15 protein-coding genes and 1 pseudogene are annotated in these 14031 nt (G+C 62.2%); 6 read left to right on the top strand and 10 right to left on the bottom strand.

The features are described from left to right. Positions 1 to 7: 7 nt before the first annotated feature. From V1572_RS10740 to hpxU, 5 genes are all read right to left on the bottom strand, one after another. A complete protein-coding gene (locus V1572_RS10740) occupies positions 8 to 745 on the bottom strand; it encodes an amino acid ABC transporter ATP-binding protein (RefSeq protein WP_023327069.1) in 738 nt (245 codons plus the stop codon). Continuing rightward, positions 726 to 1382: an amino acid ABC transporter permease gene (locus V1572_RS10735; protein WP_071882588.1), complete on the bottom strand. Its 657-nt coding sequence runs from the start codon at positions 1380 to 1382 to the stop codon at positions 726 to 728. The genes V1572_RS10740 and V1572_RS10735 overlap by 20 nt, the downstream gene beginning before the upstream one ends. Continuing rightward, the gene (locus V1572_RS10730; RefSeq protein WP_395299948.1) at positions 1382 to 2047 is read right to left on the bottom strand and encodes an amino acid ABC transporter permease; all 666 of its coding nucleotides are present in this window, start codon (positions 2045 to 2047) and stop codon (positions 1382 to 1384) included. Before V1572_RS10730 ends, V1572_RS10735 begins: the two co-directional genes overlap by 1 nt. Before the next feature lie 4 nt (positions 2048 to 2051). Then, positions 2052 to 2834: a transporter substrate-binding domain-containing protein gene (locus tag V1572_RS10725; protein ID WP_008499846.1), complete on the bottom strand. Its 783-nt coding sequence runs from the start codon at positions 2832 to 2834 to the stop codon at positions 2052 to 2054. Positions 2835 to 3026: 192 nt separating this feature from the next. After that, complete coding sequence (gene hpxU / locus V1572_RS10720) at positions 3027 to 3866, bottom strand: MurR/RpiR family transcriptional regulator HpxU (RefSeq protein WP_048027314.1); 840 nt, start codon at positions 3864 to 3866, stop codon at positions 3027 to 3029. Between the two features lie 144 nt (positions 3867 to 4010). Here hpxU and hpxW point away from each other — a divergent pair, with 144 nt between their 5' ends. Genes hpxW through hpxZ form a run of 4 tightly spaced genes read left to right on the top strand, consistent with a single transcriptional unit; the run spans position 4011 to position 7570 of the window. Further along, the gene (gene hpxW / locus V1572_RS10715) at positions 4011 to 5594 is read left to right on the top strand and encodes an oxamate amidohydrolase (RefSeq protein WP_395299947.1); all 1584 of its coding nucleotides are present in this window, start codon (positions 4011 to 4013) and stop codon (positions 5592 to 5594) included. A 10-nt stretch (positions 5595 to 5604) separates the two neighbouring features. Beyond that, positions 5605 to 5793, top strand: coding sequence for an oxalurate catabolism protein HpxX (hpxX, locus tag V1572_RS10710; protein ID WP_008499849.1), 189 nt, complete (start codon positions 5605 to 5607; stop codon positions 5791 to 5793). Further along, positions 5790 to 7187, top strand: coding sequence for an AtzE family amidohydrolase (locus tag V1572_RS10705; RefSeq protein ID WP_252077332.1), 1398 nt, complete (start codon positions 5790 to 5792; stop codon positions 7185 to 7187). The genes hpxX and V1572_RS10705 overlap by 4 nt, the downstream gene beginning before the upstream one ends. Beyond that, positions 7184 to 7570: an oxalurate catabolism protein HpxZ gene (gene hpxZ, locus V1572_RS10700; RefSeq protein WP_395299946.1), complete on the top strand. Its 387-nt coding sequence runs from the start codon at positions 7184 to 7186 to the stop codon at positions 7568 to 7570. Before V1572_RS10705 ends, hpxZ begins: the two co-directional genes overlap by 4 nt. 115 nt (positions 7571 to 7685) lie before the next feature. Here hpxZ and puuE read toward each other — a convergent pair whose 3' ends face one another. The 3 genes and pseudogenes from puuE to V1572_RS10685 all read right to left on the bottom strand — a co-directional run bounded on the left by puuE (position 7686) and on the right by V1572_RS10685 (position 10091). Further along, complete coding sequence (gene puuE / locus V1572_RS10695; protein ID WP_395299986.1) at positions 7686 to 8585, bottom strand: allantoinase PuuE; 900 nt, start codon at positions 8583 to 8585, stop codon at positions 7686 to 7688. Beyond that, a pseudogene (locus V1572_RS10690) lies at positions 8506 to 9375 on the bottom strand (aspartate/glutamate racemase family protein); the annotation flags it as partial. The pseudogene V1572_RS10690 and the gene puuE, both read right to left, overlap by 80 nt. Next, the gene (locus V1572_RS10685) at positions 9375 to 10091 is read right to left on the bottom strand and encodes a GntR family transcriptional regulator (RefSeq protein WP_048222414.1); all 717 of its coding nucleotides are present in this window, start codon (positions 10089 to 10091) and stop codon (positions 9375 to 9377) included. The pseudogene V1572_RS10690 and the gene V1572_RS10685, both read right to left, overlap by 1 nt. A 144-nt stretch (positions 10092 to 10235) precedes the next feature. On the opposite strand from V1572_RS10685, the gene V1572_RS10680 reads away from it, so the two are divergent. After that, on the top strand, positions 10236 to 11732 hold the full coding sequence (locus V1572_RS10680; protein ID WP_008499855.1) for an NCS1 family nucleobase:cation symporter-1: 1497 nt from the start codon (positions 10236 to 10238) through the stop codon (positions 11730 to 11732). A 100-nt stretch (positions 11733 to 11832) separates the two neighbouring features. Further along, positions 11833 to 13152: a guanine deaminase gene (guaD, locus tag V1572_RS10675; protein ID WP_069719478.1), complete on the top strand. Its 1320-nt coding sequence runs from the start codon at positions 11833 to 11835 to the stop codon at positions 13150 to 13152. Here the strand turns inward: guaD and uraH are convergent. Together uraH and uraD are read right to left on the bottom strand one after the other, a co-directional pair. Then, on the bottom strand, positions 13132 to 13455 hold the full coding sequence (uraH, locus tag V1572_RS10670; protein ID WP_063621334.1) for a hydroxyisourate hydrolase: 324 nt from the start codon (positions 13453 to 13455) through the stop codon (positions 13132 to 13134). The two genes, guaD and uraH, sit on opposite strands and share 21 nt — an antisense overlap. Beyond that, positions 13452 to 13952, bottom strand: a complete 501-nt coding sequence (gene uraD, locus V1572_RS10665) for a 2-oxo-4-hydroxy-4-carboxy-5-ureidoimidazoline decarboxylase (RefSeq protein WP_395299945.1) — start codon at positions 13950 to 13952, stop codon at positions 13452 to 13454. The genes uraH and uraD overlap by 4 nt, the downstream gene beginning before the upstream one ends. Positions 13953 to 14031: the final 79 nt, after the last annotated feature.

Raw genomic sequence — 14031 nt, 5'->3', positions numbered from 1 at the left:
GTCCTTATCAGTTGAGGCCGCGCACGGAGGAGATGAACTGCTTCAGTTCCGTGGTCTGCGGGTTGGCGAACAGCGTTTTGCTGTCGCCCTGCTCCCAGACTTTCCCCTGGTGCATAAACACCACGCGGTCGCCCACTTCGCGGGCAAAATTCATTTCATGGGTAACCAGTATGAGCGTCATCCCCTCGGCCGCCAGCTGCTCCAGCACTTTGAGCACTTCGCCCACCAGCTCCGGGTCAAGCGCGGAGGTGATCTCGTCGCAGAGTAATACTTTCGGCGACATCGCCAGCGCGCGGGCAATAGCCACGCGCTGCTGCTGGCCGCCGGAGAGACTCGACGGGTAGTAATCCAGACGATCGCCAAGGCCAACCTTCTCCAGCATCTGCTGCGCCAGCGCCCGGCATTCGGCGGCGCTTTTTTTCAGCACCCGGCGCGGGGCGAGCATCACGTTCTCCAGTGCCGTCATGTGCGGGAACAGGTTGAAGCTCTGGAACACCATCCCGACCGAGCGGCTGATTTCACGCGCCTGGGAATCCCGGTCGGTAATGGTCATGCCGCCCAGCTTGATGCTGCCGTCCTGATAGCCTTCCAGGCCGTTAATGCAGCGCAGCAGCGTGCTTTTGCCCGATCCGCTGCGCCCGATGATGGAGATCACCTGGCCCATGTCGATATCCAGATCGACGCCCTTGAGCACGTGGTTATCGCCGTAGTACTTCTGCACCTGATTAATGGTGATGAGAGGCATTGAATTTCGTCTCCAGATAGCGGCTGTAGCGCGACAGCGGATAACACAGAATAAAGTAGCCCAGCGCCACCAGCGCAAAGACCTTAAACGGCTGATAGGTCACGTTGGTCAGCATGGTCCCGGCCTTGGTCAGCTCGACAAAACCGATAATCGACGCCAGCGCGGTACCTTTGATCACCTGCACGGCAAAGCCGACCGTCGGCGCAATGCCGATGCGCAGCGCCTGCGGGGCGACCACGCGAAACAGGGTCTGGCCGAAGGTCAGCCCCAGGCAGCGCGACGCTTCCCACTGCCCTTTCGGCAGGGCGCGAATGCTGCCGTACCAGATATCGAGCAGAAATGCGCTGGTGTAGAACGTCAGCGCCAGCGAGGCGGCGGTCCACGGCGAAACGTCGATGCCGAACAGCGCCACGCCGAAGAAGGCCAGGAACAGCTGCATCAGCAGCGGCGTGCCCTGAAACAGCTCAATATAGCCGCGGATAATGCGCTTCACCGTGCGCCCGCCCGTCAGGCGCAGCAGCAGGAGCGGCAGCGTTACCACCGCCCCGCCGACGAACGCCACCAGCGACAGCAGCACCGTCCAGCGTCCGGCCAGCAGCAGATTGCGAATAATGTCCCAGTCGGTAAAGGTGGTCATCATGCCTGCACCCCCAGCCATTTCCGTCCTGCCGCCATCATCAGCTGGCGCAGGGTAATCGACAGCGCTAAGTAAATCCCGGTGGTCACCAGATAGACCTCAAAGCTTAAAAACGTTCTGGACTGGATCAGGTTGGCGGCGAAGGTCAGCTCTTCATAGGAGACCTGCGACACCACCGACGAGCCGAGCATCACGATGATGCACTGGCTCACCAGCGCCGGATAAATGCGCTGCAGCGCAGGCGGCAGCACCACGCGGATAAAGGTCTGCAGGCGGGTCAGCCCCAGCACGCGACCGGCCTCCCACTGCCCTTTCGGCGTGACCTGAATGCCCGCGCGAATAATTTCGGTGCTGTAGGCGCCCAGGTTGACCACCATGGCCAGCAGCGCCGCTTCCCCCGCCGTCATCTTCAGACCCAGGTTCGGCAGGCCGAAGACGATGAAAAACAGTTGCACCACAAACGGCGTGTTGCGGATGATCTCCACATACCCGCCCCAAATCCGGCTGTACCAGGTGGTGCGTCCGCTGCGGATCGCCGCGCCGATAATCCCTGTTGCCAGCCCGCCGACGGTGGCCATCACCGTCAGTTGAATAGTGACCCGCAGCCCGGCCAACAGCTCCGGCCAGTGCGGCCAGAGTGCGGAAAAATCAAGTTGCTCAGTCATCGGCTCAGGCGCCAAGGTTTGCCGGCAGCGGGGCCTTCAGCCATTGCTCAGACAGACCGTTCAGCGTGCCGTCCTTAATGCCCTGCTCGATCAGCGCGTCCACTTTTGCCTTCAGGGCCGGTTCGTTTTTCTTCAGGCCAATGAAGCACGGCGAGTCTTTCAGCATAAAGCTCGGCACCGGGGCTTTCGCCGCGTTCTGGCGCGAAATGGCCGCCACCACGAGATTGCCGGTCGCCACGTACTGCACCTGGCCGGACAGATATGCCGACAGCGTGGTGTTGTTGTCTTCGTAGCGCTTCACGTCCGCGTCTTTCGGCGCCAGGCCGGTCAGCACCATGTCCTCCACCGCCCCGCGCGTCACGCCGATGGTTTTTCCGCTGAGCGCGGCGGCATCCTTCAGTTCAGCCCCTTTCGGACCAAACACGCCGAGGAAGAACGGCGCGTAGGCGCGGCTGAAGTCGATTACCTTCTCGCGCTCCGGGTTTTTACCGAGGCTGGAAATGACCAGATCCACCTTGTCGGTTTGCAGGTACGGCACGCGGTTGGCGCTGGTCACCGGCACCAGCTGCAGCTTGAGCTTCATCTGTTTAGCCAGATAGCGCGCCATGTCGATGTCATAGCCCTGCGGCTGCAGATCGGTTCCCACCGAGCCAAACGGCGGGAAATCCTGCGGAACGGCGATGCGAATTGTGCCGCGCTTCTCAATATCCTGAAGCTGGTCAGCCTTTGCCGGCAGCTGTGTGAAGAGGCATGCTGCCCCGGCCAGTGCAATCAACAATTTTTTCATGGTGCTTCCCCGTAACGTTAACATGAAACAAAAGATTCTTTGAATGTGATTTTGCAACTAATGTGCCAGGTCAGGCGAAACGGGGGATATTGTCATAAAGCCTGATAAATCGGGGAATGGTGAAAAGGGGGCGCTCTTTTACGCCCCGTCTGATTGCACTGTTTTAATGCAAAGCACCAGCCTGATGCCCCATTATCGCTGTTCCAGCTCGTCCAGCTGCTGGTAGAGGGAGGCAATCTCGTGAATGCGCGGGCGGCCTTTATCGAGAATGTCATGCAGGAAGGCGTTCGCCAGCAGGTTGATCAGACTGTTGACCGACGAATAGCTGTCATAGGCGGAGACGCTGTCCAGCGGGGTGCAGAGCTGCCAGCTCGCCAGCGGGAACAGGCTGTGGGCCTGCGGCTCGCACATCAGCAGCACCGGAATACCGCTGCTCTGAAGCTGCTGCATCAGCGGGCGAATGATGCGCGGGCGACGGCGGAAGGCCATCATCACCACCAGATCGTCCGGCGTTAAGTCCACCAGCTCCTCGCTCAGGCTCTGTCCCGGCTGCGGCAGCACCAGCACCTGACCGCGCGCCTGCAGCAGCTGCTGGCGCAGGTGCAGCGCCGCCGGATAGGCGTTACGCATGCCGATAATAACGATGCGCCGCGCCCTGACCATGCAGGCCATGGCGTCGGCAAACTGCTGCGCGTCGAGGGCATTGACCCACTGGGTCAGGTTTGCCATCTCCTGCTTATAGTGGCGCGCCAGCAGCGTATTGCCCTGCACCGCATCGCGATTGTCGGTGAGCGGCATCCCGCTCTGGCGCAGGGTGCGCAGCTCTTCGCGCATGTCCTTATATTTCTCATAGCCCAGACGCTTAAACAGACGGCTCACCGTGGCTTTCGACACCCCGCTCAGCTGCGCCAGCTCGGCGCTGTTGTAGCTAATGAGGTCGTCAAAATGATCGAAAATAAAATCCGCCACCCGCTGCTCCTGCGGCGACAATGACGCGTATTGCGCTTTCAGTCGTTCATCAAGCTGTTCCATAACGCCTCTGTAACGTTTGTTTCATCTCATGCTCATTATTCATTAAGCATGCCAGCTTCTGCGGCAACTGGCATGAAACTTTTTATTCAGAACTGGAACAGCTTTTGCAGCACCTTGTGACTTTCAGGGTTACGAGGACTCTTCATGCAAAGTAATGTCTCCACACACGGTATGGCGGTTGCGCCCCACCACCTCGCCAGCCAGAGCGCGCTGGCGGTGCTGCGCGAAGGCGGCAGCGCCATCGAAGCGATGGTCGCGGCGGCGGCCACCATCGCCGTGGTCTATCCGCATATGAACGGACTGGGCGGCGATGGCTTCTGGCTTATCGTGCCCCCGGAAGGCGATCCCATCGCCATCGATGCCAGCGGCGCGGCGGGATCGCGCGCGACGCTGGCCGCCTACAACGGGCTCACGCAGATCCCCCATCGAGGCCCCCGTGCGGCGCTGACCGTCGCCGGAACCGTCAGCGGCTGGGACGAGGCGCTGACGGTTTCGCGCGAGATGTCCGGCAAGGCGCTGCCGCTGGCCCGCCTGCTGGCCGACGCTATTGACTATGCGCAAAACGGCACGCCGGTCACGGCCTCTCAGGCCCACGCCACGGCCAGCAAGTTCGACGAGTTGAAGGACGTCCCCGGCTTCGCGGAAACCTGGCTGGTGGACGGCAAGCCGCCGCAGGTCGGGAGCCGCTTTTACCAGCCCGCCATGGCCACGACCCTGACGCGCCTGGTGCAGGACGGTCTGGACAGCTTTTATCGCGGTCCGCTGGCGGAAGTGCTGGCTCAGGGCATGGAGACGCTGGGCCTGCCCGTGACGTGGGCCGATCTCAACGCGCACGCCGCCCGACGCACCGTGCCGCTGAAGCTCAAGCATCAGCAGGGAGAGATCTTTAACCATGCCCCGCCGACGCAGGGACTGGTCTCGCTGGCGATACTCGGCATTACCGATCGCCTGAACATGGCGGAGGCCGACGACGCCGACACCCTGCACCGCATCGTGGAAGCCACCAAGCTGGCCTTTGGCCTGCGGGATGCCCACATCACCGACCCGCGCGCGCTGAACACCGATGTTCAGCAACTGCTGGATCCCGCCGCCCTGCAGGCGCTTGCCGACAGGGTTGACAACAGCCGCGCGGCGCCGTGGGGAACCGGAAAAGGTCCCGGCGATACGGTGTGGATGGGGGTGATGGACAGCAGCGGGCTTGCCGTGTCGTTTATCCAGAGCCTTTATCACGAGTTCGGCAGCGGCGTGGTGCTGCCCGATACCGGCATCGTCTGGCAGAACCGCGGCGCATCCTTCAGCCTCGATCCCGCCCATCTTCTGGCCCTCGCGCCGGGCAAACAGCCGTTCCACACCCTGAACCCGGCGGCGGCGCGTCTGAAGGACGGTCGCGTGATGGTCTACGGATCGATGGGTGGCGACGGACAGCCGCAAACCCAGGCCGCGCTCTTTACCCGCTACGTTGTTCAGGGCGTCCCCCTGCAGGAGAGCATTACCCGCCCGCGCTGGCTGCTAGGGCGCACCTGGGGACAAACCTCGGACACCTTAAAGCTTGAAGGGCGTTTTTCACCCGAGACGGTCGCGCGCCTGCAGGCACTCGGTCACGAGGTGGAGCTTTTTCCTGACTTTAGTGAAGCCATGGGCCACGCAGGCGCGATTGTCCGCCACCCCAACGGGCTGTTCGAAGGGGCATTTGACCCGCGCAGCAACGGCACAGCCGCCGGATTCTGAGGAGAAAACAATGACGACACACCAACCCGACTGGCAGGCGTACCTGGCGCAAATGGAAACCGTACTCGGCGTGACGCTGGATGACGCCCGCCGCGCCGAGCTGCAGCTGCAGTTCAGCCGCATTGCCAGCATGGCCGCCCCGCTGATGGCGCTGCCGCTCGACGACCGTCTGGAGATTGCAGGAGTGTATAAAGCATGACGCTACACGAGATGAGTATCAGCGCGATCCAGCAGGCGCTGAGCGCGGGAGAGCTGAGCGCCCACGAGATCGCCCAACAGACGCTGGAGGCGATTGCGCGCGTAAATCCGCAGATCAACGCCTGGACCACCGTGACGGAAGCACGCATGCTCGCCGAAGCCGATAATATTGATACCCTGCGACGGGAAAAGCGTCCCCTGCCGCCGCTGGCGGGCGTGCCTTATGCGGTTAAAAACCTGTTCGACGTTGCCGGTCACACCACCCTCGTCGGGGCCGAGCTGTTCAGCCAGCGCCCTGCCGCCGCGGCTGACGGCTTTGCGGTACGCCAGCTGCGCAGCGCGGGCGGGCTGCTGACCGGGATGGTCAATATGGACGCCTACGCCTACGGCTTTACCACCGAGAACAGCCACTACGGCACGACGCGTAACCCGCACGACCTGGCGCGCATTACGGGCGGGTCGTCCGGCGGGTCAGCGGCCGCGGTGGCTGCCGGGCTGGTGCACTTTTCACTCGGCACCGACACCAACGGGTCGATTCGCGTTCCGGCCTCCCTGTGCGGCATCTACGGCCTGAAGCCCACCTTTGGCCGCCTGTCGCGCGCCGGAAGCCATCCGTTTGTCCCGAGTCTGGATCATATCGGCCCCTTCGCCCGCCGCGTGTGTGACCTGGCGTCCGTATATGACGCCCTGCAGGGACGGGACACCAGCGACGGTTTTCAGGCAGAGAGCTCGCGGGAGCAGACGCGCCCCCTGCTCGATCGCGGGCTTGACGGCCTGCGCTGCGCGGTACTCGGCGGCTACTTCACCACCTGGTGCGACGCGGACGCCAGAGAGGCCGTGGCGCGGGTGGCGAAGGCGCTCGACGTGCAGGATGAACTGGCGTTCCCGGACGCCGAGCTGGCGCGTTCCGCGGCGTTTATCATCAGCGCCGCCGAAGGGGGAAATCAGTACCTGCCCGCGCTTCGCCAGGAGCCGGCGCGTTTTGAACCGCACTCCCGCGAACGCCTGCTGGCCGGGGCGATGATCCCCTCCGCCTGGTACATTCAGGCCCAGCGGTTTCGCGCTCACGCCCGGCAGGCGTTTAAAACCTTATTCGCGCAGGCCGACGTGCTGATCGCCCCGGCCACCCCGCGCAGCGCCACGCTGGCAGGCGAGCCAACCATGGAAATTAACGGTCAGCCGCTGCCCATTCGCGCCAGCATGGGGATGCTGACCCAGCCAATTTCGTTTTTGGGCCTGCCCGTCACCACCGTTCCGCTGCGCACCGCGCAGGGCGCGCCCATCGGCCTGCAGCTGATTGCCGCGCCGTTTAACGAGCAGGCCTGCCTGCGCGTCGCGCGGGTTCTGGAGGAGAGCGGAATCACCGATGCCCGTCCGGCGGAGATAGCTGCATGATGAATCACGATGACATTAACCTCCCGTGGGTGGTTGCCGAGGTGACGGCCGCGTTTTACCGCTATGAGGACGCGCTGGTGAGCAACAACGTTGCGGTGCTGGACGAGCTGTTCTGGCACGACAAAAACACGGTGCGGCTGGGGGCGGGGGAAAACCTGTACGGAATTGATGAAATCCGCGCCTTTCGCGCGGCGCGCCCCGCCGCCGGGCTGCAGCGGACGCTGCGCCACACCGCCATCACCACTTTCGGGGAGGATTATGCCGTGTGCAGCACCGAGTTTACCCGGGAGAGCACAGAACGCATTGGCCGCCAGCAGCAGACGTGGGTGCGGTTTGCTTACGGATGGCGCATCGTGGCGGCGCAGGTGAGTTTGATGGTGTAACGCTGAAAAACCTGCCCGGTGGCGCTGCGCTTACCGGGCCTACGATGTCCCGTATGCCTTGTGGGCCCTGTAGGCCGGGTAAGGCGCAGCCGCCACCCGGCAAAACATCGCACACTTACTTCTGAAACGGATGTACCTCCCGCCAGTGGTCGGCAATCTGCTGGCGGGTACAGACCCACACCCGCTCGTGCTGCTGCACATAATCCAGGAACCGCTGCAGCGCGCGAAAACGCCCCGGTCGCCCCAGCAGGCGGCAGTGCATGCCGATGGACATCATCTTCGGCGCGCTTTCCCCCTCTTCGTACAACACGTCAAAACTGTCCTTCAGATACGTATAAAACTGCTCGGCGGTGTTAAACCCCTGCGCGGTCGCAAAGCGCATGTCGTTCGCATCCAGCGTATACGGCACAATCAGGTGCGGTTTACGGGAGCCGTCGCTGCAGGCCACTTCCGTCCAGAAGGGCAAATCGTCGCCGTAGTAGTCGCTGTCGTAGTCAAAACCGCCGTGCTCTACCACCAGTTTGCGGGTGTTGGGGCTGTCGCGCCCGGTGTACCAGCCCGTTGGCGGCTTGCCAAACAGGTCGGTCAGAACATGCACCGCCTTGTGCAGGTGTTCGCGCTCCTGGCTGAAGTCCATATTCTGGTAGTGGATCCAGCGCCAGCCGTGGCTGACCACGTCGTAATCCGCGGCTTTGATTGCCTCGACTATCTCCGGGTGACGCGCCAGCGCCATCGCCACGCCGAAGACCGTCAACGGCAGGCCGCGTTTCTGAAATTCACTGTGGATCCGCCAGAACCCGGCGCGACTGCCGTATTCGTAGAGAGAGTCCATCGACATGTGTTTGTCCGGGTAGCTGGCCGCGCCGATGATGTCCGACAGGAACTGCTCGGATCCGGCATCGCCGTGCAGAACGTGGTTTTCTGCTCCTTCTTCGTAATTGAGCACAAACTGCACGGCGATGCGCGCCTGATTCGGCCACCGCGCGTGCGGCGGGTTGCCCGCATAGCCGCGCAGATCCCGCGGATAATCCTGTTCAAAAAGCCCCATTGCCACCCCCAAAAAATTAAAATGGATTCAATGCCTGAAAATGCCCGCTTAACGGTTTGTTCTCCGGGAACGCCAGATCCCCGTGCTTGCTGGTCGACAGCCCCAGCGCCACCAGCGATTCCACCATCTTCACCGCCGCGCTGACGCCGTCGATCACCGGCACGCGCAGTTCGCGGGTCAGCTCCTGCGCCAGCGTCGCCATGCCGCCGCAGCCCAGCACGATGGCGCCACAGCCATCCTCTTTCAGCGCCTGTATACAGCGCGCGCGCACTTTCTCCTGCGCCAGACCGCTGCCGTCTTCCAGCGCCAGCACCGGAAGGTCGATGGCGTGCAGCGCCGCACAATGGTCCTGAAAGCCATACTGGTGCAGCAGATGTCGGGCAATGATTAGCGTGCGCGGCAGCGTGGTGACCACCGAAAAGCGCGTCGCGACCAGCGTCGCCATATGCATGGCGGCTTCGGCGATGCCGATTACCGGCCCCTGCGCCAGCTCGCGCGCCGCCAGCAGGCCCGGATCGCCAAAGCAGGCGATCACGTGACCGTCCACGCCCTGCTCCCTGCCTTTTTTGATCTGCTCCAGGACACCGACGGCGGCGATGGCCTCATCAAAGTGGCCTTCTATCGACGGCACGCCCGCGCTCGGGCAGACCGCGAGGATCTCCGTTCCCGGTGCCGCCACCGCGCGGGCTGCCGCGCCGATGGTTTCCGTCATGGCGAGGCTGGTGTTGGGGTTGATCACTTGTATACAGACAGACATTACGACTCCTTGTGGCCGGCAAACAGCCGGGCAAAATCAGGCAGGCACTCGCCCGCCCGCTCGAAGCAGAGGCTGGCGACGATATGTTCAAAATGGTGCATTAATGCATCGCTTAGCGGCTGGAGCGCCTTCTGGCGCAGCAGATCCACCAACTGCTCGTGATCGTTGCAGCGGCAGCCCTGACGCCACGGCGCGCCCCAGGTGGCAATCACCAGCGAAGAACGCTGGCTCAGGCTGGTCACCATCTCAGTGAGCACCTGGTTGCCGGAGATGGCCTGCAGCTGAATGTGGAAATTGGCGGAGTGGCGGATCGCCGCCGGGCCGTCATAGGCCTCGTGCGCCTGCTGCTCCTGACGAATAATGGCCTCCAGCGCGGCAAGATGCGGCGGCTGGCAGTGCGCCAGCACGTCCGGCAGGTTAGCGACCTCCAGCAGGGCGCGGGTGCGGAAGATGTGCCGCGCCTCTTCCACCGTCGGGCTGGCAACGTGTGCACCACGCTTGGGCGTCAGGGTGACCATTTGCACAGCGGCGAGTCGTTGAAGCACCTTGCGGATGCCCGTGCGGCTCACGCCAAAGACCTCGGCCAGCGCCTCTTCCGGCAATTTGCTCCCCGGCAGCAGTTGGTGTTCGACAATCGCGGTCATCAGCGCCTGGAAGATGGATTCGTCTTTATCATGCAGGTCTGGCGCGGTCTGCAGGGCGTTTAGGTTGTTCATTCACCACTCCGAATTTTACTTTCCGTTATCGAATCGTATACATAAAAATAAAATATTGCATACAAGATTTATTATTTTGGCCTGGATCCTGCAACACCGTTTGCACTCCCACTCAACGGGTTTTCATTCACAGGAGCAGGTTTCATGCCAAACAGTCAAAACGCACAGCAAGGTACGGCCGCTGATTCCGGTGCGGTTTACAGCCCACGTCTTTGCAATGAGGATCTGGCACCGACGCGTGACCAGAACTGGAGCTGGTACAACATCTTTTCGTTCTGGATGTCGGACGTTCACAGCATGGGGGGTTATGTTGTCGCCGCGAGCTTCTTTACGCTCGGGCTGGCAAGCTGGCAGGTGCTGCTCTGCCTGCTGGTGGGGATTTGCATCGTGCAGCTGTGCGCCAACCTGGTGGCCAAACCGAGCCAGATGGCGGGCGTGCCCTACGCGGTGATCAGCCGTCAGGCGTTTGGCGTGTTCGGGGCCAATATTCCGGCGGTGATCCGCGGGCTGATTGCCTTTGCGTGGTACGGTATTCAGACCTATCTCGCCGCCAACGCCCTGATGCTGGTGGCGCTGAAGTTCTGGCCGTCGCTCTCTTCACTCACTACCGGCGCATTCCTGGGCCTGTCGCATCTGGGCTGGATCTGCTTTGCCATTATGTGGGTCCTGCAGGCGATGGTCTTCTGGCACGGGATGAGCGCCATCAAGCGCTTTATCGATATCGCCGGTCCGGCGGTCTATGTGGTGATGCTGGCCCTCGCCGGCTGGATTGTATACAAGACCGGTTTTGACGGCATCTCCTTTACCCTCGCCAGCAAATCCCTGAGCGCGGGCGAGCAGACCTGGCAGATGATCACCGCCACGGCGCTGGTGGTCTCCTACTTCTCCGGTCCGCTGCTCAACTTTGGCGATTTCTCCCGCTACGGCAAAAGCATGGGTGAGATCCGCCGCGGCAACCGCTGGGGGCTGCCGTTTAACTTCCTGCTGTTCTCCATCGTCACCGTAGTGATTGTCTCCGGCACCCAGTCGCTGTTTGGCCGCATGATCACCGACCCGATTGAGACCGTCAGCCGCGTGGGCAACGATCTGGCCGTGGCGATTGGCCTGCTGACGATGATCACCGCCACCATCGGGATCAACATCGTGGCGAACTTCGTCTCACCGGCGTTTGATTTCTCTAACTGCTCGCCGCAGAAAATCAGCTTCCGCACCGGAGGCATGATTGCCGCCGTTGGCTCGATCCTGCTCACCCCGTGGAACCTGTTCAACTCGCCGGAGCTTATCCACTACACCCTGGACGTGCTCGGGGCGTTTATCGGCCCGCTGTTCGGCATTCTGATCGCCGATTTCTACCTGATTAAACGCGGCAAGGTGTCGGTTGACGATCTTTTCGACGACACGCCAAAGGGCAAATACTGGTACCGCAACGGCTTTAACCCGAAAGCCATTGGGGCGCTGATCCCGTCCGTTGCCGTAGGCCTGGTCATTAGCTTTATCCCGGCCCTGCATGAGGTGGCAAACTTCAGCTGGTTTATTGGCGTCTTCCTCGGCGGCGTCACCTACCGCTGGCTGGCGCGGGAAGAGCGCGAGACGGCAGGTGCAACGTCGTTTGGCTCCCGCGTAGCGACGCAAAAAGAGTAATTCCCTCCCTCCGGCCGCAGCATCTCTGCGGCCCGTTCATTCTGGCACCGTTCTTGCTGAGCCTTCTCACCCCCGCTACGCACACACGAAGGCAGGAACCATGATGGAATACCAGACTGCGATACGCGGTGCTTTTTTTGATATTGCCCGGGTCTGCGACAGCGCAGACGCCATTGCCCAGCACGCGCGCTACCTTGAGGACGGCCTGCTGTTTATCCAGCACGGAAAAATTCTGGCACAGATGCCGTGGCAGGAGGGCGAGCAGTATCTTGACCCGCACAAAGGCTATACCGACCTGCGCGGCAGGCTGCTGCTACCCGGTTTTGTGGACACCCACATCCATTATCCGCAAACGGAGATGATTGGCGCCTTTGGCGAACAGCTGCTGGAGTGGCTGACCACCTACACCTTCCCGGTGGAGAGCCAGTTCGCCGATGAGGCCTACGCAAAAGAGATCGCCGAATTTTTCATTAACCAGTTGGTGAGCAACGGCACCACCACCGCGCTGGTGTTTTGCACGCTGCATCCGGAATCGGTCGAAGCGCTGTTTACCGAGGCCCTGCGCCTGAACATGCGCCTTATCGCCGGAAAGGTGATGATGGACAGGCACGCGCCGGACTACCTGAGCGAAGACGCGAAGCAGAGCTACCGGCAGACCCGGGCGCTGATCCAGCGCTGGCATCACCGTGGACGGCTGGGCTATGCGATTACGCCGCGCTTTGCGCCGACGTCATCACCCGAGCTGCTTGCGGCGGTCAGCCTGCTCAGAGAGGAGTTCCCGGACACCTGGTTGCAGACCCACCTGAGCGAGAACCCCAACGAAGTGGCCTGGGTGAGCGATCTCTGGCCGGAGCATGAGCGCTATCTGGACGTGTACCACCACTACGGCCTGACCGGCGAGCGCAGCGTGTTTGCCCACGCGATCCATCTGCACCACAGCGAGTGGCAGTGCCTGCATGACACCGGCTCGGCGGTGGCGTTTTGCCCCACCTCGAACCTGTTTCTCGGCAGCGGGCTGTTTCGCCTGCCCGCCTGCTGGCAGCACAGGGTACGGATGGGCATCGGCACCGACGTCGGGGCGGGCACCACCTTCAGCATGCTGCGCACGCTGGGGGAGGCCTACAAGGTTGGCCAGCTTCAGAGCTACCGCCTGCGCGCCAGCGAGGCGTTTTATCACGCCACGCTGGGCGGTGCGCACGCCCTCCGGCTGGACGATAAGATTGGCAACTTCGCGGCAGGCAAAGAGGCGGATTTCGTGGTTATCGACCCCGACGTAACGCCGCTGCAGCGCCTGCGCAATCGTCGCTGCCAGGATATCTACGAGCAGCTCTTTGTGCTGATGACCCTCGGCGACGAACGCAACATCAGTGAAACCTGGGTCAACGGCGAGCGGGTGTGGTCAACTGCCCCGGTAGGTTGACCACCCGCCGGGGGCAATCACAAACGGCAGATGGAAATGCTCGTCTGCCGTTTCTCCCGTCACAAACTCAATGTGCGCGCAGGGATAGATTGTCTCCCGGCCGGTATCGCTAAACCACGCCCCAATCTCCGCCACCAGCCGATAGCGGCCCGCGGGCAGAGAGGGAACGAACGCGGCGATGCGTCCCTGAACGTTGGTCACGCCCGTGGCCAGCGTCTTCCCGTCCTGTTGCAGATGAACCGTCACGCCCTCTGCGGGTTTGCCCGTCGAAATATCGAGGATATGGGTACTGAGTGTGCTCATTCGTGAATGACTCCTTCCAGTCGCAGCAGCGTAATTTCCCGCAGCTGTTCCAGCGCGGCACGGATTTCCTGCGGGTCGCTGTTCTCCAGCCGCGCGTGCAGGGCCTGTAATATCTCCTCGCCGCTGCGTCCTTTCGCGCGGATCAGAAAGACGCGCCCAAAGCGGGCTTCGTAGCGTGCATTGCCTTCACGCAGCGCCTTGGCAAGGGCGGTATCGCGATCGTTCACCGCGCCCTGTTCCTGGCGCGACAGTGCCGCCTCCGCCGCTGAACCCGCGGGCTTTTCCCCGATGCGCGGATGGGCGCTCAGGGCTTGCGTTAAGGCCGCTTCATCCCAGCGTTGCGTCAGGGCCTGCGCCGCAATGAACAACGCGTCCCGGCTCGAATAAGGCCGCCCACTCACCAGTGCGTTGGCCCAGCCGGGTATCGCCACGCAGGGCTGAAGCAGCGTAAAAGCGTCTTTCTCAGGCAGCTGATTAAAGTCGTGCAGTGCGATCATAGGTTCTCCTTGATTATCCTCCTTCAGGTTAGTGCACAAACCACGCCACTCTTGAGACAAACGTGAAACAGTCGATTCC

This window comes from Enterobacter quasiroggenkampii (assembly GCF_043972695.1).
Classification (GTDB): domain Bacteria; phylum Pseudomonadota; class Gammaproteobacteria; order Enterobacterales; family Enterobacteriaceae; genus Enterobacter; species Enterobacter quasiroggenkampii.
Note: the sequence above shows the minus strand (reverse complement) of the source record. Positions and strands in the feature narration are given on the sequence as shown.

What these genes read in the sequence shown, in the direction of transcription:
- V1572_RS10740 (WP_023327069.1), bottom strand. Translation starts at nt 745, where the DNA reads ATGCCTCTCATCACCATTAATCAGGTGCAGAAGTACTACGGCGATAAC.
- V1572_RS10735 (WP_071882588.1), bottom strand. Translation starts at nt 1,382, where the DNA reads ATGACCACCTTTACCGACTGGGACATTATTCGCAATCTGCTGCTGGCC.
- V1572_RS10730 (WP_395299948.1), bottom strand. Translation starts at nt 2,047, where the DNA reads ATGACTGAGCAACTTGATTTTTCCGCACTCTGGCCGCACTGGCCGGAG.
- V1572_RS10725 (WP_008499846.1), bottom strand. Translation starts at nt 2,834, where the DNA reads ATGAAAAAATTGTTGATTGCACTGGCCGGGGCAGCATGCCTCTTCACA.
- hpxU (WP_048027314.1), bottom strand. Translation starts at nt 3,866, where the DNA reads ATGGAACAGCTTGATGAACGACTGAAAGCGCAATACGCGTCATTGTCG.
- hpxW (WP_395299947.1), top strand. Translation starts at nt 4,011, where the DNA reads ATGCAAAGTAATGTCTCCACACACGGTATGGCGGTTGCGCCCCACCAC.
- hpxX (WP_008499849.1), top strand. Translation starts at nt 5,605, where the DNA reads ATGACGACACACCAACCCGACTGGCAGGCGTACCTGGCGCAAATGGAA.
- V1572_RS10705 (WP_252077332.1), top strand. Translation starts at nt 5,790, where the DNA reads ATGACGCTACACGAGATGAGTATCAGCGCGATCCAGCAGGCGCTGAGC.
- hpxZ (WP_395299946.1), top strand. Translation starts at nt 7,184, where the DNA reads ATGATGAATCACGATGACATTAACCTCCCGTGGGTGGTTGCCGAGGTG.
- V1572_RS10685 (WP_048222414.1), bottom strand. Translation starts at nt 10,091, where the DNA reads ATGAACAACCTAAACGCCCTGCAGACCGCGCCAGACCTGCATGATAAA.
- V1572_RS10680 (WP_008499855.1), top strand. Translation starts at nt 10,236, where the DNA reads ATGCCAAACAGTCAAAACGCACAGCAAGGTACGGCCGCTGATTCCGGT.
- guaD (WP_069719478.1), top strand. Translation starts at nt 11,833, where the DNA reads ATGATGGAATACCAGACTGCGATACGCGGTGCTTTTTTTGATATTGCC.
- uraH (WP_063621334.1), bottom strand. Translation starts at nt 13,455, where the DNA reads ATGAGCACACTCAGTACCCATATCCTCGATATTTCGACGGGCAAACCC.
- uraD (WP_395299945.1), bottom strand. Translation starts at nt 13,952, where the DNA reads ATGATCGCACTGCACGACTTTAATCAGCTGCCTGAGAAAGACGCTTTT.